Origin of the sequence: Amycolatopsis sp. A133 (assembly GCF_031082405.1) — a bacterium.
Classification (GTDB): Bacteria; Actinomycetota; Actinomycetes; order Mycobacteriales; family Pseudonocardiaceae; genus Amycolatopsis.
On the sequence record NZ_JAVHJU010000003.1, the window covers coordinates 3,219 to 24,680 of the forward strand.

General features: G+C 68.1%; 17 protein-coding genes (1 of these 17 cut by a window edge). 9 read left to right on the forward strand and 8 right to left on the reverse strand.

The window, feature by feature from the left end; genetic code table 11:
• Together fxsT and Q5425_RS02875 are read right to left on the reverse strand one after the other, a co-directional pair.
• Positions 1–2,306 carry the 5' portion of an FxSxx-COOH system tetratricopeptide repeat protein gene (gene fxsT, locus Q5425_RS02870; RefSeq protein WP_308670485.1) on the reverse strand. It extends 151 nt beyond the left edge of the window, so only the first 2,306 of its 2,457 coding nucleotides appear in the window; its start codon is at positions 2,304–2,306; the stop codon falls past the left edge of the window.
• 18 nt (positions 2,307–2,324) lie between these two features.
• Positions 2,325–2,684 carry a hypothetical protein gene (locus Q5425_RS02875; RefSeq protein WP_308670486.1) on the reverse strand — a complete coding sequence of 120 codons (360 nt, stop codon included), beginning with the start codon at positions 2,682–2,684 and terminating at the stop codon, positions 2,325–2,327.
• A gap of 367 nt (positions 2,685–3,051) precedes the next feature.
• Here Q5425_RS02875 and Q5425_RS02880 point away from each other — a divergent pair, with 367 nt between their 5' ends.
• Entirely contained in the window at positions 3,052–3,429 is a 378-nt protein-coding gene (locus Q5425_RS02880; RefSeq protein WP_308670487.1) for a hypothetical protein, read from the forward strand.
• Positions 3,430–3,992: 563 nt separating this feature from the next.
• On the opposite strand, the gene Q5425_RS02885 is transcribed toward Q5425_RS02880, so the two are convergent.
• A complete protein-coding gene (locus tag Q5425_RS02885; protein ID WP_308670488.1) occupies positions 3,993–5,153 on the reverse strand; it encodes a hypothetical protein in 1,161 nt (386 codons plus the stop codon).
• A 13-nt stretch (positions 5,154–5,166) separates the two neighbouring features.
• Positions 5,167–6,678, reverse strand: coding sequence for a MauE/DoxX family redox-associated membrane protein (locus Q5425_RS02890; protein WP_308670775.1), 1,512 nt, complete (start codon positions 6,676–6,678; stop codon positions 5,167–5,169).
• Positions 6,679–7,420: 742 nt separating this feature from the next.
• Here Q5425_RS02890 and Q5425_RS02895 point away from each other — a divergent pair.
• Positions 7,421–7,639 (forward strand): hypothetical protein, encoded by a 219-nt coding sequence (locus tag Q5425_RS02895; RefSeq protein WP_308670489.1) that lies wholly within the window; start codon positions 7,421–7,423, stop codon positions 7,637–7,639.
• Positions 7,640–7,755: 116 nt separating this feature from the next.
• Here the strand turns inward: Q5425_RS02895 and Q5425_RS02900 are convergent, their stop codons facing one another.
• Entirely contained in the window at positions 7,756–8,433 is a 678-nt protein-coding gene (locus Q5425_RS02900) for a hypothetical protein (RefSeq protein WP_308670490.1), read from the reverse strand.
• A gap of 313 nt (positions 8,434–8,746) precedes the next feature.
• Here Q5425_RS02900 and Q5425_RS02905 point away from each other — a divergent pair, with 313 nt between their 5' ends.
• Both Q5425_RS02905 and Q5425_RS02910 read left to right on the forward strand, forming a co-directional pair.
• Positions 8,747–9,172 carry a hypothetical protein gene (locus tag Q5425_RS02905; protein ID WP_308670491.1) on the forward strand — a complete coding sequence of 142 codons (426 nt, stop codon included), beginning with the start codon at positions 8,747–8,749 and terminating at the stop codon, positions 9,170–9,172.
• A 158-nt stretch (positions 9,173–9,330) separates the two neighbouring features.
• Positions 9,331–9,549, forward strand: coding sequence for a hypothetical protein (locus Q5425_RS02910; protein WP_308670492.1), 219 nt, complete (start codon positions 9,331–9,333; stop codon positions 9,547–9,549).
• Between the two features lie 463 nt (positions 9,550–10,012).
• Here the strand turns inward: Q5425_RS02910 and Q5425_RS02915 are convergent, their stop codons facing one another.
• Entirely contained in the window at positions 10,013–11,722 is a 1,710-nt protein-coding gene (locus Q5425_RS02915) for a hypothetical protein (protein WP_308670493.1), read from the reverse strand.
• Between the two features lie 511 nt (positions 11,723–12,233).
• On the opposite strand from Q5425_RS02915, the gene Q5425_RS02920 reads away from it, so the two are divergent.
• Together Q5425_RS02920 and Q5425_RS02925 are read left to right on the forward strand one after the other, a co-directional pair.
• Complete coding sequence (locus tag Q5425_RS02920) at positions 12,234–12,821, forward strand: hypothetical protein (RefSeq protein ID WP_308670494.1); 588 nt, start codon at positions 12,234–12,236, stop codon at positions 12,819–12,821.
• 81 nt (positions 12,822–12,902) lie between these two features.
• Positions 12,903–13,226, forward strand: coding sequence for a hypothetical protein (locus tag Q5425_RS02925; RefSeq protein ID WP_308670495.1), 324 nt, complete (start codon positions 12,903–12,905; stop codon positions 13,224–13,226).
• On the opposite strand, the gene Q5425_RS02930 is transcribed toward Q5425_RS02925, so the two are convergent.
• Entirely contained in the window at positions 13,210–14,457 is a 1,248-nt protein-coding gene (locus tag Q5425_RS02930; protein WP_308670496.1) for a hypothetical protein, read from the reverse strand. The two genes, Q5425_RS02925 and Q5425_RS02930, sit on opposite strands and share 17 nt — an antisense overlap.
• A 312-nt stretch (positions 14,458–14,769) precedes the next feature.
• Between Q5425_RS02930 and Q5425_RS02935 the strand changes: the two genes are divergently transcribed.
• The 3 genes from Q5425_RS02935 to Q5425_RS02945 all read left to right on the forward strand — a co-directional run bounded on the left by Q5425_RS02935 (position 14,770) and on the right by Q5425_RS02945 (position 18,484).
• The gene (locus Q5425_RS02935; protein WP_308670497.1) at positions 14,770–15,258 is read left to right on the forward strand and encodes a DUF6998 domain-containing protein; all 489 of its coding nucleotides are present in this window, start codon (positions 14,770–14,772) and stop codon (positions 15,256–15,258) included.
• Positions 15,259–16,316: 1,058 nt separating this feature from the next.
• Entirely contained in the window at positions 16,317–17,969 is a 1,653-nt protein-coding gene (locus Q5425_RS02940; RefSeq protein WP_308670498.1) for an alpha/beta hydrolase, read from the forward strand.
• Between the two features lie 104 nt (positions 17,970–18,073).
• On the forward strand, positions 18,074–18,484 hold the full coding sequence (locus Q5425_RS02945) for a hypothetical protein (RefSeq protein WP_308670499.1): 411 nt from the start codon (positions 18,074–18,076) through the stop codon (positions 18,482–18,484).
• A 147-nt stretch (positions 18,485–18,631) separates the two neighbouring features.
• Here Q5425_RS02945 and Q5425_RS02950 read toward each other — a convergent pair whose 3' ends face one another.
• Positions 18,632–21,352 carry a BTAD domain-containing putative transcriptional regulator gene (locus Q5425_RS02950; RefSeq protein ID WP_308670776.1) on the reverse strand — a complete coding sequence of 907 codons (2,721 nt, stop codon included), beginning with the start codon at positions 21,350–21,352 and terminating at the stop codon, positions 18,632–18,634.
• Between the last annotated feature and the right edge of the window lie 110 nt (positions 21,353–21,462).

Sequence of the window (21,462 nt, forward strand, 5' to 3'; positions counted from 1 at the left end):
GCGAGGGTTTCGGGGTGGTCGTTGCCGAGGACCCGTTGAGCGCGAGTGAGGGTGTCCTGGTTGAGGTCGTGGGCCTGCTGATATTTCCCGAGCGCCCTGAGGTCGAGGGCGAGGTTGTTGGCGATGGCGAGGGTTTCGGGGTGGTCGTTGCCGAGGACCCGTTGAGCGCGAGTGAGGGTGTCCTGGTTGAGGTCGTGGGCCTGCTGGTACCTCCCGAGCGCCCTCAAGACGACAGCGAGATTGCCGGCGCTGGCGAGGGTTTCGGGGTCGTCGTCGCCGAAGGCACGTCGGGAGCGAGTGAGGGTGTCCTGGTTGAGGTCGTGGGCCTGCTGGTACTCCCCGAGCGCCCTCAAGACGACAGCGAGATTGCTTGCAGTGGCGAGGGTACTGGGATGGTCGACGCCCTCAGCCTCCCGGAATAGCTCGTAGCTTCGGGAGAACAGCGGCATGGCAGCTCGAGGATCGCCGCGACTCTGGAGATACGTAGCCGTGCGGTCGAGCAAATAGGCGACGTCGCAGACTACGGGCTGCAGGTCACGGCAGATGTCGGTCACGGTGAGGAGATGCGGCACCAGCGGCCGCCAAAGCGGCCATATGGATGGATTGCCCCAGGGGCTGACCGGAGGAAGCCCCGCGCGAAGTACCCGAACGACAACTACTGGCCAACTGTCGCCGGTAACGGGTGCGTCGTTTTTGGTCCGTGCACGCAGCAGAGCCGCCGGAACGCGGTGCAGTTGCACGGTGGTCGCCGTGACATCGGCGAGGCCACGCACACGTAGAACGGCGACGAGGTCGGCGAATGCCAACGGATCCCGGACGACTGATGCCAGTTCCTCCGGCAGTTTGTCGGCCTGCTGGGTCAGCAGCGTGAGGGGTACAGGTACTGGAGCCAGCCATGCCACACAGGTCAATGCAAGCAGGGCTGCGGGATGGTCGTGGGCAAGCCTGTCGAACGATAGCGCCCACGACGCGGCAACTGAGGTCTGATTGCCGCTGGTCTGCTCGTGGCGTGCCAGCAGTTCTTCGGCGCGTTCGTTGAGCAGCGTCAGGTAGGTGTCGGCGGTCCAACCGGTGACGGAAAGGAACCAGCCAGCTTGGTCGACCGCCAGCGGCAGGTCGCCCAGCGCGTCTGCGATTCGATCGGCGTCAGAATAGGGCAACTCGGGCAGGTGGGTCAGCAGCACTTCGACCGATTCGGGACGCGTGAACTCTCGCACCGGCAGCGTTGCGCCGACCCCGGCCCAGTTTGGATTACGCGAGGTGATGATCACGTGGCCATCGCCGCCGGGCAGGAATGGTTGCAGTTTGGTGGCGTCTTCGGCATTGTCGAACACCAACAGCCAGCGGTTCCGAGAGCGCAGTGTTCCTTGCAGCCGGGCCACTGCGGCATTGGTCGAATCTTGCTCGGTCGCGAGGTCCAGTGTCCGGGCGAGGTCGGCCAAGCGTCCGGCGATGAGGCCCGGATCTTCCGACGGAATCCACCAAGCCATGTCGTAGTCGCTGCCGAAGCGATGTGCGTATTCCAACGCTGTGGTGGTCTTGCCGATTCCGCTCATCCCATGTACTGCCTGTACCACCGTCGGCTGCCCGGTCTGGAGCGATTCGTGCAGGTCAGCCAGCAAGCCTTCGCGACCTGTAAACTCCACCGTGCGACCCGGGATTCCCCAGATCCGGCCGGCAGGCATCGATTGCTGCTGGGGACGGGGAAGTTCAGTCAAAGCCTGGAACAACGCAGTTTCCAGCTGGTCGGGCGTGGAGACCGTCTGGAGTGTGATCCCGCTTCCCCGTAACCGCTGCCGGAACGCCTCTTGGCGGTCGCCGTGCTGCGGGTCACTGAACAAGGCGCGCGGGCCCTCAGTGTCGTCGTCTAGCAGGAACACCAACCGTGGCAGCCCGGCCGTGGTCGCCGTCTGGAATTCCTGTTCGGTGTACGACACGTCCGTGCGGCCGCGAACCAGCGAGCCGTAGCAGAACCCGGCGAGCAAGACATAGACGTCGGCCTCGGCCAACTTCTCAAGATCCACCTGCTCGGGAGTGACATCCCGGGCCGTGAAGTAGGCCATGTCCGCTACCGCGTCACCAGCCCGCGTCACTGCCGACTCCATAGCTTCGACGAAAGACCTTGTCTTCGGTAGCTTGCGGAGCTCACTTGTGTGGCTGAGGAAGACTCGCCGAGCCAGCGACTTCTTCGCCTGATCCGGCCACAGCGAAGCCCACGTAACTCGCGGGTGGACGTGAATCGTGTTGCCATTGCCGATTTGTACCGCCTGGCTGCGATCGACCTCGACCCGAGGATCCGGTGTCATCGGTTGCACCTGGCCGAATCAGAATTTCAGGTGCATGGTGTTGCCTTCGCCGACGTGAACGCCCTGGCAGTCACGGATTCGCACATCGTACTTTTCCGCCTGCCCGACCTGCGCCAAGAGAGTCTGCGCGGCCACCAGCACGTCCTCGTCGTCCGCCGCACCCGCCGCGGTTAGCGCGGTCACGAGCTCGTCTCGATGCTCCCCGGGAGATTCCAGCAACGAAACGTCGGCCTGGTCGCCGCGGCTCAGTAGGCGCCGAACAGCGGTCTGTAAACCTACGTACCCGTCCCTCACGGCAGCAGTCGCCGTATCCTTCATCCCCGCGGCCGCCCCCGCAGTTAGCGCCGTCACCACCAGTTCGACAGCCTCGACCGTCATCGCACACCACTCCCTTGAGAAGCTTGGCGTATATGCCCAAAGTCTCCTCGAACCGCCTCCGCGTTACGGCTACTTGATTTCAATGCACCGAAGCCGTCGGTGATAAAATCTCGACGCGGCGACTGGAAGCTGCTGAGGACCATCGCATTTGCTGACCTGCGCGATCGCCGGGGCGGCCGAGATGCGCCCAGGCGGCGGGTCCGTCCCAGGTCGCCGCCGTCGCGGTCGCAGACCAGTTTCCGGCCGCTCGGCAACCTCCGCGGGGTTCCTGACGTGCTGGAGACATGACGTCGTCGAGGTTCTGGCTGCCCGAGGCGGCCCTGTTGTGGCTCGCACTGGTGGTGCTGGTCGGCGGGCTCGCGGTGGTGTGGACCGGCGTCGCCATGGCCGCTTCGAGTTCAAGACCAAGCACGGCTACCTGGCCGAGGAAGGCCTGAACCGCAACGGCCGTGACGTTTACGTGAGCTGGATGGCGCAGATGAAGTCTTCGGAGCTCCGGCTCTATCGCAGCTCAGGCCGGGGCTCTCGGGACTACGACTCGTACGACCCATCACGAAATGCGTATCAGCAAGCAAAGGGGCAACGCGAGGACCTGATCGGCTGCGGGCTGTCCGACGCAAAACTCATCTGGTACTTCGAAGAAAAGGAGGCTGCCGAGCACGCCAAGCGCCCGCTGGCCGGAACAGTGGACGAGGTCCTCCACGCATCGTGGGATCGGCCACGGAAGCGGCGTAATCCACGCTGAGCGCTGGAACGCGTGGGCGGCCTGTGCGGTGATCTTGGTTCGGGAACGGAAGTCGCCGTGCCCGGCGTGCGCGTCGGCGTAGGCGGGGATCTTCGACGACGTCGCTGGGTCGGAGAACAGCCGTACCCCGCGCGCACCGTCGTACCAGGCCCGCTTCGGCGAGCAGGTGGGTTTGGCGTTGGGTGCTCTGCTCGTCGGTAGACAGCCGCGGGTAGACCAGCTCCGCCACGACCCCGCCGCCTCTCCGACCGCCGATGGGGGCGGTCACCGAGAGTTCTACCTGTCGGCAATTCGGATCGGATTGCACTGGATCGCGGCGGCGCTGTTCCCATGATCGACCTGATTTTACCCCGGTCCGATGACGGTCCTGGCCGCGTGTCGTCAGAGGGTCCCTTGATGACAGTTCGTGCGGCGGCTGAAAAACGCCACAGTGGGGCCCCGTAGCCGGCCGATCGGCGGGGGTGGGCGGTTGTTCGCGTCGGCCAGACGATCGTTTTCCGATCATCTTGATCGCCCCCGGCGCAATCGCCGCGCTCCCGAGCCTTGCGCCGTCGGCAGGATACCTAGCGCGAGCTGGCCGCCGCGGCCACGAGCTTCTTCGGCTTGCTCTTCTTGCACTTACCCTTCTTGCATTCCTCGCCCGGTAGGCAGCATCCTCTGGCGCAGGCCCGGTCAGGCGGGCAGCAACCCGACCGGGTGCATACCTCTCCGGGCGGGCAGACGTTTCCGCAGGTGATGCAATTGTTTGGGTCGGTGAGCGGATCGATGCACAGCGAGTCGCAGCAGATCTTATTGAGGTCGCACGGGCAGTCGCAGCATCCGCAGTTGGCTGCATTGAAGGCCGTGTTGATGCAGACCTCGTGGCAGCAGGCCGCATCCGTGCCCGTGCAGGTGTTGTTGCAGGCGCCGCAGTGGTCGATGTCGTTCAGGCTCTCGCAGAAGAACAGGTCGCTGCCGGGCAGCGGGCAACACGCCTCGCCCGGGCCGCAGACGTCGTCGCAGCCGAAACAGTTGTCGTTGGTGCCAATGGTGGTGCACCGATCGTGGCAGCACTCCTCTCCGGACAGGCAACAGTGCTGGCCGCACCTCGGGCCCACGGTCGACACCGCGAGCGCCGCTGCTACGCCAGCCGCGTCCGCCGAGCAGCAGAACGTCGCCGGGTCGTAGCACGTGCCGTTGCAGCACTGCTGCCCGGCGGGGCAGCAGTGCGCGCCGCACGGCACGCACGAGGCGCACCCGCCATCCACGCACACCTGCCCCGGCGGGCAGCAGGTGGCGAAGCCGGTGGCATCGACGCAGCAGGTCTCGGTCGCCTGGCAGGCGCGCGTGCCGGTGGGTCCAGCCGTACCCGGGCCGCAACACTGCATGGCCAGGCCCAGTGGTCCGCAGATGGGGTCGCAGAAGTTCGTTGTGGGGTCGTAGCAGAACCCGCCGCGGCCGACCACATCGCAGCACGCCTGACTCGGCGTGCAACAGTCCGGATGCGTCGCCAGGGAGCCGCAGTCGCTCAGCGGCGGCTGGCAGAACGCGGCCCACGCGGGTGTGGGGCGCAGGCCGACGAGGGCGGCGGTACCAGCCGCTGTCAGCCCGCCCAGCCAGCCGAGCACCTGCCGGCGGGTTGCTGGCTCGCCGAAACGCCAGCCTGACCGCGCATCGCGGCTCTCCGCGCGTTCCCTGTCGGCCTTTGCGATGCGCACCGCGAACTGATCGAAGAAGTCGTCCATCTCCGGGACTGCCTCATCCATGTGCCGGTAATGCGGAACCGGGTCTATCGTTCACCCCCGCTGTGTCGCCGTCGGACTCCCGGAGCAGCTCAAGGACGGGGCGAGCACCCACCACGACGGACGAGTCCACCATCCCGGCCGCGTCGATCCTGACGGCCGACGGCGTCCCGGTCGCCCCGAACCGCTGTCCCGCCACGAAGCCCTCGTCGAGAAGGATCTCGGCCCGGAAGCCGAAGGCTCGATTGCTGTCCGGCTCACCGGTCGACACCAGGAGCACGTCGGGCCGGTCCGCGGTCCGGTCCTCCTCCCATCGGCGCAGGTCCTCGGCCATCCCGCGGCAGAAGCCGCAGGCCGGGTTCCAGAAGAGCAGCACCACAGGGTGCTCGCGGTGCCGCGGCAACCGCACCTGCTCGCCGTCGAGGCTCCGTAACGCCAGGTCAGGCGCCGGGCGGCCGATCGGGACAGCCTCGGGGGCGGGTCGCCGGGGTGGATCGGCCGTCGTCGCTCGGCGGACGAGGTGCCGGATGGCGTCGGCGCCCCCGGCGACCGGGCTGCCGATGCGGCCCCCGCGCACCAGCACCGCCGCGGGCGTGCCGGTCACCCCGTACGCTTCCGCCACCTCCCGACCCCGCTGCACGTGGACCGACGCGAGCCCGTGCCGATCCACGTCGCGCCGGAGCCGGGTGTCGTCCCGAGTGATAATCGTGATGCTCAGGCCGGCCGCGAACTGCCGTTGCCAGCGCGCGAGCTCCGGCATCAACTCACGGCATGGGCCGCACCCGGGATCGAGGAACACGAGCAGAACCGGGCCTGGCGCACACGACCAGGTCTCCGCCGGGACGCGGCGGTGGTCCAGATCCTCGAGATCGATGCCAGGAGCCATCGAGCCGACCGGCAATCCGGGCACCGCCGGTGTTGGAGACGGGGGTGGTGGTGGCGAGTGGTTCGCGTGCGCCCGCCCGGTGCTCTCGAGGGCCTCCACGCGCAGCAACAGCCGACCGTTCTGACGGAGCAGCTGGACGATCACCAGCGCCAGGCCGAGCACGGCGAGCGCCAGGACGAGCGCCGACACCAACGCGACGGACGCAACGGCCGGCGGTCGGTCCAGCCACTCCCAGGTCGACAGCGGTCCCGCCTCATGCCAGCCGGCGACGGCGACCACGGCAACACCGACCAGGACCGCGTTGCGGGCCAGGGTGCGCCACCCGATCGGCGAGGCGCTCAGCTGGCCGAAGCAGCGGCACGACGCCTCACGGCCGGTCAGCAGCGACACGCCGACAACGGCCGTGAACAGGACGAGGAGCCCGGCGGCGGCGAAGCCGGCCGGCCCGGCGGTGGCGGGAACCAGGATCGTCCCGGCGACGGCCAGCTCGGCCAGGGGCAGCAGATAGCTGACCGGCCGCGCGATCCAGGGCGGCAACCCGAAACCGGCGACCATGTCCCGGGTTCCACCCGGATCGATCAGTTTCGCGATGCCGCTAATCGAGAAGACTCCCGCCAGGATCAGCCGGCTCATGAGCAGCATGGCGTCCACGTCGTGACTCCTTAGGCCCTCCGGTTCGAGTATCCTCGGCCAGCGTCGTGATCGGAAGGCGTGGTCGCGCGACATCGCGCTTGACGGGGGCACCCCGGGCGGCCAGTTCGTCTTCCACGTCTTCACCGCGCTCGCCGAGTTCCTCTGCAAGCTGTCGTCTCTAGCCCCCGCGAAGGGCTGGCTACCGTCAGGGCCTGCGGCCGCGTCGGCGGCCGCCCCACCATCATCAACGCCGACCTGATCCGCTCCGCCCGCGACCTGCCCGTGCAAGTCGAGGCCAGGTTGTGAAGTCGGAAGCGGCGGATTTCACGGAATTCTCCCCGGTTATTGAGGGGTAGGGCAAATGTGGCGGAGTCTTGGGTGATAAAGGGGGTTCTAACCGCCCTTGCCACTCAAGACCCCACTCGGTCCAGAGCCACACCGCGAAGCCTCCTGCACGGCGAAGACTCAGTCTTGCCACATTTGACTTGCCCTCCTATAGACGTTCACCGAGCCGGAAGTACCGTGGCTCGGCGTCGGTTTCGCCTGGTAGGCCCCAGCGATCGAGGAGCTGACCTTCGGCTCGCGTCCGGGCCAACCAGACAGTGTCGACCTCGGCGGCGGCGCGCCGCTCGGCCCCCGAAACCGCCGGATCGAACCCTCCGGGGTCACCAGCTGCTGGCACAGGATCTACCGCGCGAACCTCGACATCGGAGGCATCGACTACGACACCTGCACCACCTGCCGGTGCGTGATGCTCGGCGAGATCGGCCTGATCGATAACGAGCAGCGGCGCAGGGTCGGAACCCGGGTGCTCGAGCACCTGCGCACGCCCATCCCCGGGTACCGCTGGTTCATCACACCGGAGAAGACGTCCTCGCGTCCATTCTCGACGGGCATCCGTGCGGCCCATCCCGGCGAGTACCTCGTCGGCGCGACCAAGCATGCCGGCTGCACTCACATACTGTTCTGAACGCAGCCTCATCCGCGCGACCGCGGTAGCCGTAGAACCAGCCCTGAAGTTCGCCACCGACCTGCAGCTATCGTGACTGAAACGTGGGCGGTCGTCTGTTGACGGTGACGTTGCTGTCAGATCTCCGGTCTGTCTGCAACTGTGGCGGGCAGGTCAAGATCGATGACGTGGGTCCAGGTGTACGTCCCAAACCGACAGATGACGGACAGCTGCAAGGGGCTCGTTCGGTACCGCTGACGCCACGACCTGAGGTCGGTCCAGCGCGGTGACAGAGACGGCTCAAGTATCCGGACGATTGGAGTCCCTTTGACGGCCGGCACGCCCGGAGTTGCTCGCCCGAGAGAGTCGGCGTCGTCTACGTGCGGGCGGAATCGCAGCGGTCCCCAAATCACCGATGCCAACTCTTCCTCAGTGGGACCACCTGCGATGCCTGCCGCGTGCGGGTAATCGTCGCGAATCCGGATTTCGACGCTGTCCAACATTGGCAGTTCGATCGGACCGGTGAGCGTCAAAGTCAATCTCAAGAGGTCGTTGGCTTCATCTGGTGAATACGCCGTCAGAGCAACTGACAGCTGCGGCGCGAGTTCGCCGTAGCGGCGGCTCTGTTCAATTTTCAGCATCGCGTCAGCCGCAGCAGCGGCGTCCTTCGACGCAACCGCCGAAGTTCGGCTCGCGTCCCGGGCGTGCCGACCGATCAGGTACGCCAGCACCGCGACGACGACGCCGGCGATCGCGGCGACAGCGCCCGCGATGCCCGCGATCGCCGACCATTCCGCTGCGCGATCAGCATTCATCCGGACAACCTAGCCTCTTCGCAGGCCCATCCCGTGTCTGCCGGGCCGCATCCGCGAGCTTCACACTGTTGGGGACCCCGAATCTGGAGACCGCATCGTGCACGCTAGGTCGGCGCCGGTCTCCGCCCAGGCCACACTCAGTCGTAGCGCGCCTGTTCGGCGGCCACGTCGGGAGCCGACGGGATTCGGCTGCCGCGCTCGACCAAGTGTCGTCACCCATTTAGGCGACCAGCGACGAAATCCGGATGATGCGAGAGCGTGCCGAGGTCTACCCTCGGTCGCCAGCTTTGTGTACCGCCGATAGAAGGAAGCGATGAGCCTGGGCCGGGGAGGGAACCGGACGGCCTCGACCGGCTCCACCACGAAGCCCTTCGACCCAGCCCTGCATCAGTTCGGCATTGCGCCCGACGTTGTCCGCCTGGCTGTCCGCCACTGCGACGAGACCGGCCGGTACCCGCAGCTCGGCGCCGGCGCCGTAGACCGGATCAAAGTCTTCTTGGACCTGAAAGACTGGGTTTCCCTGGCCAAGGCGAGGCTGGGTCGGCCTGAGCGCCCTGAGGACCTGCGCGTCTACGAAGCCCAGCGCCGGGCAACGGCTGCTCGCAGGGTGCTCGTACCCCTCACCGTGGCGACATACATCGAAGTGGGCCGGGTCTCCTCTCTCCGGCAACGTACCGACCTGGCCGACGTCACACCGAGATCTCCGGTTTCGTCTCCATCGCTGGGCAGTCCGTCCTGATCGAGCACCAGCTCCGGACCGCGCTCGCCGAGCATCTCGGTGGCCCACCGCCCGCGCCGATCCCGGTGTTCGGCCTCGGCAACCCACTCGGCGTCGCCGAGCAGAAGGCCTTCGTACTACGACGGAAGGGCGGCGGAGCGCCAGAGCTGGCGCCCGCGATGGTGCGTGAGATCGAGACCGCCGGCCGGGTGATCGGCGAGTACATGGTGCTGCGCGGTCCGGCACCGGCCGACTTGCCCGCCCTGCGCGCGCTCGGCTACCGGCCGGAAGAGCTCGCCAACGTCGAGGCGGCCCGGGTCACCCGGGAGGCCGAGCTGGCGGCGATGCAGTTTCGAGATCAGCAACCGGCGCCCCCTCGGGCCCAGCGCAGCGCGTAGGTCAAGTTATCGAAGGTGATCAGCACAGGGACGTCGAAGTCGAAGGACCGGAAGACCAAAAAACGGCGCTCGCCCCGGTGTCCGGGGCCGACCGTCTTGGCGTTGACCTGGACCCGGCGGATGTTGGTAGGGAGCAGGTCATAGGACTTGACCGAGTTCGCGGCCACTTCCCCGCCGCAGACCTGCGCGGCGAGGTACTCGGCATAGTGGCCCAAGGGAGCGTTGCAGTTACGCACGACGTCGTAGCGGTCGGCACCGGCGTCGCACGGCCGACGATGCTGACCGGGCCGACCTCACCTTGGCGTTCAGCACCATCCGCCTGACCACGACGCCGCCGACCACACTCACCACGAAGGCCCCTGCGACCGAGCGGGCTTGTGCCGCGGCCGGGCTGGCAGTATCGGCTGGTCACCGGCCACGACAAGACTCCTCCTCCGTGATCAGGAAGGAGTACTGACCGCGGCTACCGGCCGGGCGCCTTCTCCACCACGAGGATGAACCGCGTCACGTCCCGCGGCCACTGGGACACCGGTGCGCCTTCGTGGTGGGCGGGGACTTCGCGGACAGTCACACTCGTGCCCCGCTGGGCGGCTGCCACCCCCTGCAGGGTCTCGGCGAACTCGACGGATTCGGTCGTCACCACCCAGCGGCCGCCGGGCGCGAGCCTCGAGATGCGGGCGGTGGCGAACTCGACCGTCGGTTCGAACATCCGGCCGAGCGGAAATGGGAAATCCTCGCGGATCATGGTGTACGCCGGTCGCTGCGGCAGGCTCTCGACGGTGCCCCTGACGACGGTGCCGCCGCGCGCCGCGTACGCCTGAGCCTCGGGGGTGATTACCGGGTTGACCACCGTGACCTGCTGGCCGGCGGCTGCCACGTCGGCGGCCCATCCGAACTCTCCCGCCGTCTCGGCGCCGACCACCAGGACGTTCTGGGCCGCCGGGCCGCCCGGGACTGGGCCAGTGCCGCCGCCCGGCGGAGGGGGCGGGTATCCCGGCGGCATACCGCCCAGCCTGCCGGTCACCGCGCCGACGATGCCGCCAGCGATGAGGTTGGCGATCACGTTGCGCAGTAACTGCTCAAACGTCGCCCGCCCGTCCAGCACCCTGATGCCGTCCATCACCGCGCCTTGGACGGCCCCCGCCGATGATCCGGCGACGACCCCGTTGACGGTCGCGGCTAGCGCCGGCTCGGCAACGCCGCGCAGCAGGCCGCCGGCAATGATCGAACGGGTGAGCGCGGGGGCGATGTACGGCGTGAGCCGCGCGGCCACACCGGCACCGAGGGCACCACCCGCAACCCCGGTGACCGTCTCCAAGGCGACAGTGCGCAGGTCGGTCCACCCCACCTCGTCGCCGACGACCACCTTGCCCCCGACGTTGGCCGCGCTGGACAGCAACGCCGTGCCACCGCCCACGACCGCACCGGCGGACACCGCTCCCAGCCCGGCCCCGCCCACCGCGGCCGGCGCCATGAGCACCGCGCCACCGGCCAAGGCGAAGATTGTGAAGCACACCGTCGAGGTGACCTCCAGCGCGGTCACCGTCAGCTCGCCGGTTCTGATCTGCCGGTTCCGATACTCGTTGATTAACTGGTGCGCGAAGTTGATCCGCTGTTCAGCGACCCTGGTGGCGGTCTCGGTGGCGGCCAGGTCATCACCTGCCGCCACGGCCCGCAACGCTTGCAACGCCTCCTGTCCGGCGCGGATCGGCGCAGCGACCTCGTCAAGGTTGACACCTGTCCGGACCGCTTCGAGGAACCAGGCCACCGCCCACTGGTCCCGGTTGAGCGCGACCATTGCGTCGTAAAGGCCGCTTGCCGAGTCCATCCGGGATTCCAGCGGGCGCAGCACCTGGTCGCGGAAGATCCTTTTGAGGCCAGCCAGGAACTGCGACCACTGGCTTTCCTCGATCTCGTGGCGGACACCCTGGTAGGTGACGACCCGGACTCGCTCGCCGGCGGTCGTGGCAGACCGGACCTGGCGCTGGAGCGCGACGGCCACCGCCCGCGCCCCGGCCGATCGTTGCAGGGCGGCCACCGCTCGGGCACGGCTGCCCAGATCTGCCCGGTGCAGCCTGTCCGGGGCCAGCGTGGGCGGCGTGGCCCGCTGCTCGGCTCGCTTCGGACCGCCCGTGCGTTCCGGTTGTCGGTCGGTATGCCCGGCACTGTGCATCGCGTCTCCCTGTGCCCGGATAAAGCCTAATTGCGGCACTGGCGAACCGGGCCAGCGCGAAGACGGTCCGAAAGGGTAAATAACCCTGCCCGTCCGGGCGGCCGCGGCGGTCAGCGTGCTGGTTACCTTACTTCCGCTGCGCCAAGCCGGGCAGGACATCAGATGACCGGACCAGGTAGCGGCAGGGCGTCCCGGCCTACTGGAGAGTTACAACGCCAGGCAGCTCGACGGCCTCGGCCATCCGGATGGCTTAGTTCAATCAAGCGACTGACTTGACATACTGCGCACCCACGGTCACCTCATGCGCTTGCTTGACTTCGCCGAATCTCATCGGCGCAACGTGTCAGCCACTGTGGATACGTTTCAGCCGCAGCACACAGTCGTATCTTCCGCCCGCCTTATGCGCAGTGGTGTCAACGCCGTCATCATGGCTTTCACACAACCGCTCGTCGGCGGATGAGGACGTTGGAGTCTGGGCTCGTCGGGCTGCTCGGGCGCTGTCCTGCATGATGTGACAGAACTGGACGGCGCTCGTGATCACACGTGGGTTCGGCTGACAACGGCGCGCACCGCTTACGAGCAGCAGGTGGCGTCCGCCTACGAGGAGGTGCTGCTCGAGGTAGCGGAGCGTGTTCGAGCCGAGGGAAGCATCGGCAAATCGGACATCGGTGCGCTGCTCCTCTGGAAGCGACTTCGCGCAGACACTCCATGGGCGCGCCGGCTGATGAGCATGCCGGACCTCGAGGTGCGCGCCACCACAGCGCGGGTCGTGGACGCAGTCCACAACCCGCATGCGTCGACTCCGGCCGCGGCGCGCGAGGGACGTCGACTGTTGACTTCGCTTCCGGGATTCACGACAGGAGATGCCCTCGCCTCCGCGGTGCTGGTCGCCGCCGCCCCACACCGCATGGCCGTATACGACAAACGAGCCCATCGTGGCCTGGAACTGCTGGGCGAAATCTTGCCCTCGTCCGCCGGTCGATACGGGCGCTACATGGAGTTGATCGATGCACTACTCGTTTTGGCTCACCGACACGATGGCACCTGGCTGGCCCGCGACGTTGATCTCGCCCTCTACTGGCTTGGGGGATCGTCCTGACATTCGCACGCGCTCGGCGGCATAGACGTCTCACAACTGGATTCTGTGAGCAGCTCACGGTTGAGGTTGACCTTGGGCAGGTTGGAAGCTCGTCGCACCGCCGCACCACGCCGGCTGGGAACCGACGAGGACCGGAGCGCCCTGCGCACTGCCGCGTACGGTGCGATTTCGCTGATGGCCGTTGCCGGTGCGGCCGGCAAGCCCGTCGAGATCGCCACCGACGGAAGCATCGCCCTGGCGTCGGAAACCGGTCCGCTCGGGCACGTATTCGCCGCGAAGTCCGAAGACATCGAGCGGACTGCCCGTCGGCCCTTACCAGGGTCGGCTGCCTGGCTCTCGATCAGTCCGCGCGAGCTCACCGCCGGAGGGTGGGCACGCGCGGAGTCGATCAGGCTGCGTTGTTGAAGATCTTCCGCTGGATCTCCAGGTAGCGACGCAGGTCCACGACGAGAGCGCCCGTCGAGATCGGGGGCGACTCCGGCAACTCGTCCAGATCGAACAAGTTCGCCTCGGCCAACTGCCGCGTGTAGTCCATGACAACCTGGACCAGAGTTTCGGACTCCTCCGCGGCGAAGTCGAGAGTGACGTTGCCATTCTCGAAATACGCTTTGACCGCTCCGAGATCGGCGATGAGGCGTTCGATGGTTTCAGCATCGAGGCTCTGGTCGCGGACGCTCTCGAGGTAGGTGCGCAGCGAGTCGTTGTAGTTCGTGACGCACTCCGGCAGTGCCCGCCTTCGCTTGCGCACGATTGGAACAGCGGCAGCGACCGACCCGACGACCGCCAGGGTCACGAGCCCCGCGACGACGACTGGCTTCTTCTTGAGCATTCGGGCTGCCGCTCCGGCCGCGTCGTGGTTCAACGTGGAAGCAGAGGCTTCCTTGAGGTGGGCCACGATGTGTCCAGCGCCGTTGCGCACAACGCCGCCAAAGAGGCGCAGGTCACCGTTGAGTAGGCCCGCCGCAATCTCTGCTGGCATGTCGAAGTCGATCTGAACGATCATTCGTGGTCCTCGGCTGTGCTCGTGATGGGCTCCTGAGTCCCACAGTAGTGCCCGACCATCGACTTCAGCGGCGTCCCGAGCAGCGGCGATGGGCAGGTAGCCGGTGGGGGCTCGAGCACCGGCCGCCACGCATCGCCGCTGGCACGCCGACGATGCCTCTCGCGCGGCGCCGGGTTCTCGACGGCGCCGGACGGCGCATTGGGAGGCGGTCGCCGCGCTGACCCGAAGTGCGTCACGGGCCCGCCCGTGGGGTGATTGATCGTTGCCGCGGGAGTGGAATGCTGCGGGAATGAGCGACGAGGGCGAACTCGTGGATACCCGGGACCTGCTGCTGGACCAGCGGCTGCGGTCACTCGCTCGCGCCGATCGCACCGAGGTGATGATGCGGCTGACATCGCTGCGGACCGGCACGCCGACTGCCTGCGGGCGATCGAGCGCACCGTCGAGGCCGAGCAGGAGCAGCAGCTGTGCGAGCACGCCCGCGAGCCGGCGCGGGCGAACGTCGTGATCGCCGACGAGCTGGGCAGCCCGTGCGGCGACATCGCCGGCGGAGTCGTGCTCCCGACCAGCAGCGTGGCGACCACCCGGATCGTGCCGCTGGCCCAAGTGCCCGGATGCGGACAGGAGCACCAACCTGCGTGGCGTACCGCCGCGGCCGCCGAAGCGGCGCGGGCCCGCATGCACGACCCGAGCGCGTGGCAACCGTCCTGGGTGGCGTCAGTCCCCGATACCGGATCGACAAAGGATTGCGGCTGCTCACGTTCGACGCCTGGCGCGCGGTCGGCAGCCCGGCCGTGGCCACGCACAACCACTTCGCCTCGCACCCGTGGACACCGGGTGAGACCGGGACATCCTCGACACCATCGCCCTCCCCGGAGCGCCGCAGAGCAGTGCTGACAGCGCCCGGAAAGCTCACCGTCGGCAGCTTTGGCGGAAGATGAGCGAGTGGCTGAAGAACGCGATGACCTTGGCACGGCGTCTGTCCCCGAACTGCTGGGCCGGTACGCCGCGATCCTGGCCGAGGTGCGCGACCGCGGCGTCGTGCGGACCCGGAACGCGCCCCTGGGCGACTACGCCGAGTACCTCGCCGCGAAGGTCTACGACGGGACGCTGGAACCGAACTCGGTCAAGTCCTACGACCTGCTGGCCGCCGATGGCCGCCGGGTCCAGGTGAAGGCCCGCACCGTTGGGCCCGACACCAGGGCGGGCGCGGTGTTCTCGGTCTTCCGGTCCTTCGACTTCGACATCGCTGTGCTGATCACCTTCGACAGCGCGACCTACGCGCTGCGCAAGGCCCGCGAGGTGCCGAGGGCCGAGCTCGAAACTGCCGGTCGGCACTCCGCCCACGTCAACGGGCGCCTGATCAGGATCACCACCGGCCTCCGGCTCGGCGTGGACGTCACGGCGCGGTTCCACGCCGTCGCCTCGATTTAGCTGGCGGGCATCGTGCGGGATCAGCTCGGCGCTGGAGCGTGAACGTGCACGGACCGGCGGCTCGCGCGGTCGCACCAGAACGGATCTTGTCCCATGTAAGTCTGCGGAGACCTTACGCTTGTTTCGGACACTGAGTGGTGATCAGAGCGCCGCTGACCGCGCGGCACCGGAGGCATATCGGCGCTCACGGGTGCCGGATCGGGGACGGGCGGGTAGCTGCCGTGCTCGAGGCAGTAGAGGCCTCGTTCGGCGATCGCCGCCGCCCAAATCTTGTGCTTGCGGCTGAGCCTGGCCAGTGCGCGGCTCTCGAGAGCCCCGATGGCGATCTTGTGGGCATGGTCAGGCCAGTCGCGTTCAGGGCATCCATCGCACGAGTTCGTCAGTAAGCCGTACCCCGGTCAGGCAATCCACGAGGTTCAGAGCCGCGATTGCGGGATCGACGCCGGTGTCCGAGCCGTCGAGGCTGAGCGACATCGCACATGATGCCTGTAGCGCAACCGCCTTCGGCGAGTCATAGCACCACGGCTTGACCACGATTTCGCACGACGCAATCTGCTGTGATGCCGGAATCCGTAGCAAGCGGCCGCGACAGTCAATGGTTAATCCACGAAACCCCGCTAGCTCAACACGATCTTTTGACCACCCGAAAGTATTGGACAGAAGCAGGTCAACCCACCCTGCGTGCGATGTGCATATTGCACTCGGCACACCTGTGGCTTAACGTGACTAGGTCGCTACGGGGAGGGACGCATGGGGTTTCAGGCAGTCCCGGAAGCGCTCCGCACCGCTCGAAGACACGCGGCCGACGCTGTCGGCGAGTTGCGAGGTGTCGACTGCGGGGAGCCTGTTCACAGACTAACCGCGGCCATGCCGGGAGGCGCGGTCGCCGAAGCCGCTCCATCCATGGGCGAGTCGTGGACCACGGCGTTCAGGTCCTGGTGCATCGACGCCGAGACTCAGGCCGAGAGCCTGGCCACCGCAGCTGAGCGCTATCAGGCCACGGACGAGGCCGGCAGCAGCGACCTGACGAGCGCTGGTTCTCTCCGGGGTCCGCGCTGATGGTCTCACTGTCGGACGTGAAGCGGTGGAACACCGCCCAGCTCGACGAGATCTACAACGCAATCCGCCGCCAGCTCGACGTGCTGGTCCACTCCGGCGACGACTACGGCAAAACGGTTCCCGTGGAGGGCTGGTCTGGGCCAGCGGCCGATACGGCGGCGTCCGCGCACCGGGCGCTGATGGCCCGCATCGACAAGCTCGCCGCCGGGGCCAGCATCGTCGGCAAAGCCATCGCCCAGGCCTCCGACGCCATCACCGGCGTGCAACGCGCCGTGACCAACGCCGAGGAATACGCCCGCAAGTACGGCTACCGCATCTCCGACACCGGCACGGTCACCGACACCTTCCCCGACGGCCGAACACCGCCAGAGTTCGACGCCGGCGACCGGGCCCGCGCTCACAAGCAGGTCGTCGACGACATCACCCAAGCACTCCGCACCGCCGACGACATCGACCAGGACCTCGCCGCCGTCCTCAAACGCGCCGAAGACGGCGAGTTCGGCACCGGCGACGAAACGACCGTGGCCGCCGCAGCCGCAGCCGGAGCGGTCGACCCCGGGCTCACCCTGCCGGAACCGCCGGCCAACGCCACGCCGTCCCAGACCGCAGCGTGGTGGGCCAGCCTGTCCCCCGCCGGCCAGGCGATCCTCCTTCACGACCGCCCAGCTGCGCTCGGCGTCATGGACGGCCTACCGGCCGAGGTCCGGGACAAAGCCAACCGGACCATCTTCGACCAGCAGTACGCCGATCTGAAGCACCAACGCGAAGACCTACGCAACCGAATGAACAGCCTGGACCAGGCCGACCCGACCCAGCAGAACGAGTACTTCGACCTCGAACGCGACGCCGACGCCAACGACAACAAGCTCAAAGGGCTCGATGCGATCAACGAGCGGCTCAACCAGCCGCTACCCGGCCAGCCACCCGCCTTCCTGCTCGGCATCGACACCGCCAACGCCGGGCACGCCATCATCGCCATCGGCAACCCCGACCACGCCCAGAACGTCGCCACCTACGTGCCAGGTACCTTCGCCGGGCTCGACGGCTTCGCCACCGACATCCAGCGCGCCGACCTGATGAACCACACCGCAAGCGTCCTCAACCCGGCCCCGACCTCGGTCATCACCTGGGCCGGCTACGACGCCCCGCAAAGCATCATCCCCGACGCCGCCAGCACCAGCTTCGCCGATCACGCCGAGCCCGGGCTGCGTCGCTTCCAAGACGGCCTCGGCGCCAGCCACGACCCCATCCCGGTCAACTCCACCGTCATCGGCCACAGCTACGGCACCACCGTCGTCGGCCAAACCGCCCGCGACCTCGGCCTCCCCGCGGACAACCTCGTCATGGTCGCCAGCCCCGGCGTCGGCGTCCAGCACGCCACCGACCTCCGCCTCGACGGCGTCCCATCCGGCCAGATGAGCAACCACTTCTTCGCGACCAAAGCGGCGATGGACCCAGTCACGGCGCTGACCAACTTCGACATCCCCGCCCTTGACCCCGTCGATCCGCTCGGCCCCGACCCCACAACCGGCTGGTTCGGCGGCCACGCCTTCGACTCGAACGTGACCGGCGGCCACAGCGACTACTGGGACCCCAACTCGAAGTCACTGCAAGGGATGGCCAACGTCATAGCAGGTGCATCGGCACCGTGACCGCCGCGACGCGAGGACGGAAGGGAACCCCGAAGACGCCTTCGTGGCTCCTGGTCCTCGCAGTTCTGCTGGCCACCACTGCCGGATGCGGAGACAACCACCCCATGAACCCCACCATCACGCTCACCGAAGCCCAAACCGCCGCCACCAACCAGATCCGCGAAGCCACCGCCGGCGCGTTCCCACCCGGCTTCACCCTGGAAGAGCTACCACCCCAGCCGCTGAACTGCTCCGACTCCGCCGGCAAACCCACCGGACAGCTCCTGCTCGGAGTCACCTTCTGGGTCAACGGGCTCCCCACCACCCAAAACAACACCTACTTCGACACCCTCAAAGCCTGGTGGGCTGGCCACGGCTGGACACTCAGCACCGACAGCCGGCCCGCCGACATGTTCATCAACGCCACCCGCGACGGCTACCTCATGAGCCTGCGCGCCAACATCAACCAACGCCTCGCCATCGGCAACAGCACCCCCTGCGTCTGGCGCAACGGCACCCCGAGCCCGTCCTCTTGACGGCCGCGGTTAGCTGGGCAACAACTACACACTTGCCCGCACAGGAGGACCGAGTCGATCTATACCCACTGACATTCACCATTGAGCTGCGGTTCGGCGAGTAGGCTGACGCTCGGAACCACGCGGGATGATCGCCAGAGGCTTGACCTATCGAAGGTCGGCTAGTTCGGCGCGTACCTCACCGACGAGCTTCGGGTGCGCCCGCTCGTAAATGCGCACCGACATCGCGAGTTGTTCACGGGCGCCGTCGAGGTCGCCCTTGGCCCGCAGCACCCGGCCCAGGGTCAGCCGCAGCGCGCCCTCGCGCGCGACGAACTCGCGGCTGATCGCCAGGTCGATCGCCTCCCAGACGTACCGCTCGGCGGCCGCATGATCACCCGCCCGCAGGCTGAGCTCGGCCAGCTTGTCCAGCGAGGCGACGACCTGGCCGTCGTCGCCGAGTTCGCGGTCCGCGTGCAGGCCGTCGAGCTGGTGGGCGATCGCGTCGGCCAGCCGTCCGGCTCGTTTCTCAGCCTGCGCGCAGCTGCTGAGCGCCTGCCCGCGCAGTGTGACGTCGGGGGCTTCTTCGACGGCTTTGGCCAGCCGCTCGATGGCTTTGTCGTGCTCGCCGAGCCGGCTCAGCGCGCGGCCGAGGTGCAGGTCGGCCGAGGTCACCAGCCGCTCGTCGGTGAGCCCGGCGGAGTGCTCCGCGGCCCACTCGGCGTCGGCGAGGCCGAAGCCCGGCAGCTCGAAGGTCAGCGCGATCTCACACCGCGCGAGCCGCAGCCAGCCCTGCCCGGCGACCTCGCCCGCGGCTTCGGCGGCGGCGACGCCGAGATCCACCATCCGCGACCACTCATCCAGCAGCGGGCACACGACGCGGTAGGTGTGCCCGAGCCGCGCCAGCCGCCAGACGTCGTCGTAGCGCCCCGCCGCGTACGCGGCATCGAGGACCGCGAGGAGGTTCGGCCACTCGGCCACGAACCAGTCTTGCGCCTCGCCGAAGCCGGTCAGCGGCGGCATCGCGTCATCGGCGAGCACACTGGAATAGTCCAGCGTGTCAGTAACTCGGCCGAGCCGGCGCCGCGCCCAGTCGGCCACCGCCTGATAGTAGCGAAGTGTCACGCTCAAAGTCCGCTCATGGTCTTTGTCATCGAACTCCCGTCCCGTGAGTTCTCGCAGGTACACCCAGACGAGGTTATGCGGCACGAAGACGTCCCGCCCGGTCTCGGCCAGGAGGTTGTGCGCGGCCAGCGCGCGCAGCCGGCGGCGCGCCTCGGCCACCGGGATCTGCGCGACCGCGGCCATGAGGTGCGGCCCGACCATCACCCCCGGGATCGCGCCCAGCTGCAGGAACGTCTCGGCGATTTCGCCGGGCAGGCCGCGGAAGGAGACGTCGAGCGCCGCGCGCACGCCGTCCTCGGCGCCCTCGACCTCCAGTCCCGCCAGCCGGGTGCGCTCGTTGCCCAGCTCGTCGACCAGCTCCTCTACGGTCCGATTTGGACTCGCCGAGAGCCGCGCGCCCGCGATCCGCAGCGCCAGCGGCAGGTAGCCGCACAGCCGCGCGAGGGCGTGGTTGAGGCTCGCCGGGCCGGCGAGCTCTTCGATGAGCCGCACGGCGTCGTCGGGCGCGAGCGTGCCGAGCACGCGCTGCTTGGCCGCGTTCGACACGGCGAGCCCGTCGAGGCGCGAACGGCTGGTCACCACCGTCATCGTCCGCGCGCTCGGCGGCAGCAGCGGACGCACCTGCTCGGCGGTCCGGGCGTCGTCGAGCAGCACCAGCATCCGCCGCCCGGCGATCAGCGACCGGTAGAGCGCGACGCGCTCGTGCAGCAGCTCCGGGATCTTCGCGGTGTCGACGCCGAGGCCGAGCAGGAACTGCGTGAGCAGCTCGGCCGGCTCCAGCGGCGGGTGGTGCGGGTCGAAACCGCGCAGCGACGCGAACAGGACGCCGTCCGGGAACCGCGGCGCCACCCGGTGCGCCCACCACACGACCAGCGTGCTCTTGCCGACCCCGGCGGTACCGCTGACCACCGCGACCGTGCTTTCCCCCGCCTCGACCCTGGTCACCAGGCCGTCCAGCCAGGCCAGCTCCTCGCCACGCCCGGCCAGGCTGGGCACCGCCGCGGGCAGCTGCGAAATCGCCTTCGCGGGCTCAACGGACACGACCGCGGCGGCGAGCGCCGGGAGATCATCTTTGAGCACCCGCTCGTGCAGCCAGCGCAGCTCGGCGCCGGGTTCGACGCCAAGATTGCGTAGGGTCGCCCGGGAGACGGTCCGGTACAGCTCGAGCGCGTCCCCGCGCCGCCCGGCATGGTAGAGCGCCCGCATCAGCTGGCCGGCGGTCCGCTCGGCCAGCGGGTCGGCCCGGACGATCGGGCTGAGCTCGACGATCAGTTCCGCGTGCCGGCCGAGTTCAAGGTCGGCGTCGACGCGGGCGCCGTGCACGGCGAGGCGGAGGTCCTCCAGCTCGGGGGCCTGCAGCGAGTCGGGAACCCCGCCCAGCGCGGGGCCCTGCCAGAGCGCGAGCGCTTCGGTGAGCAGCGTGGCGGCGACCTCGGGGGTGGCCGCCGCCGCGCGGTCCAGCAGCGTGCGCGCCCTGTGGACGTCGATCCGGTCGGGCTCGATGTCCAAACGGTAGCCCGGCGGCGCAGTCACGATGCTCGGCCCGTCGAGGTCGCGCAGGATCCGTCGCAGGTGCGAGACGTTGCCGTGGACGATGGTCCGCGCGGTCGCCGGCGGGTCGTGACCCCACAACGCGTCGATGATCTCGCCGAGCCCCACAGTCTTGCCCGGCTTGAGTGCCAGTAATGCCAGTACCCCCCTGATGCCTGGCCCACCGATAGGGACGGCGACCTCTCCGTCGAACAACTGAACGGGCCCAAGCAGCTGGACGTAGACGCCTTGACGTGCGCTGAACGGACCGCTCGAACCACGCCCGTCTAACCCGAGCGGCTGACTCCTGGCTATTTGGCGTTGGTGGTCAAGCTGACGCCAAG

Bases quoted from the DNA above. Each gene is read 5' to 3' on its own strand.
- Q5425_RS02875 (WP_308670486.1), bottom strand. From the start codon at position 2,684: ATGACGGTCGAGGCTGTCGAACTGGTGGTGACGGCGCTAACTGCGGGG.
- Q5425_RS02885 (WP_308670488.1), bottom strand. From the start codon at position 5,153: ATGGACGACTTCTTCGATCAGTTCGCGGTGCGCATCGCAAAGGCCGAC.
- Q5425_RS02890 (WP_308670775.1), bottom strand. From the start codon at position 6,678: ATGCTGCTCATGAGCCGGCTGATCCTGGCGGGAGTCTTCTCGATTAGC.
- Q5425_RS02895 (WP_308670489.1), top strand. From the start codon at position 7,421: ATGCTCGGCGAGATCGGCCTGATCGATAACGAGCAGCGGCGCAGGGTC.
- Q5425_RS02900 (WP_308670490.1), bottom strand. From the start codon at position 8,433: ATGAATGCTGATCGCGCAGCGGAATGGTCGGCGATCGCGGGCATCGCG.
- Q5425_RS02905 (WP_308670491.1), top strand. From the start codon at position 8,747: ATGAGCCTGGGCCGGGGAGGGAACCGGACGGCCTCGACCGGCTCCACC.
- Q5425_RS02910 (WP_308670492.1), top strand. From the start codon at position 9,331: ATGGTGCGTGAGATCGAGACCGCCGGCCGGGTGATCGGCGAGTACATG.
- Q5425_RS02915 (WP_308670493.1), bottom strand. From the start codon at position 11,722: ATGCACAGTGCCGGGCATACCGACCGACAACCGGAACGCACGGGCGGT.
- Q5425_RS02940 (WP_308670498.1), top strand. From the start codon at position 16,317: ATGGTCTCACTGTCGGACGTGAAGCGGTGGAACACCGCCCAGCTCGAC.
- Q5425_RS02945 (WP_308670499.1), top strand. From the start codon at position 18,074: ATGAACCCCACCATCACGCTCACCGAAGCCCAAACCGCCGCCACCAAC.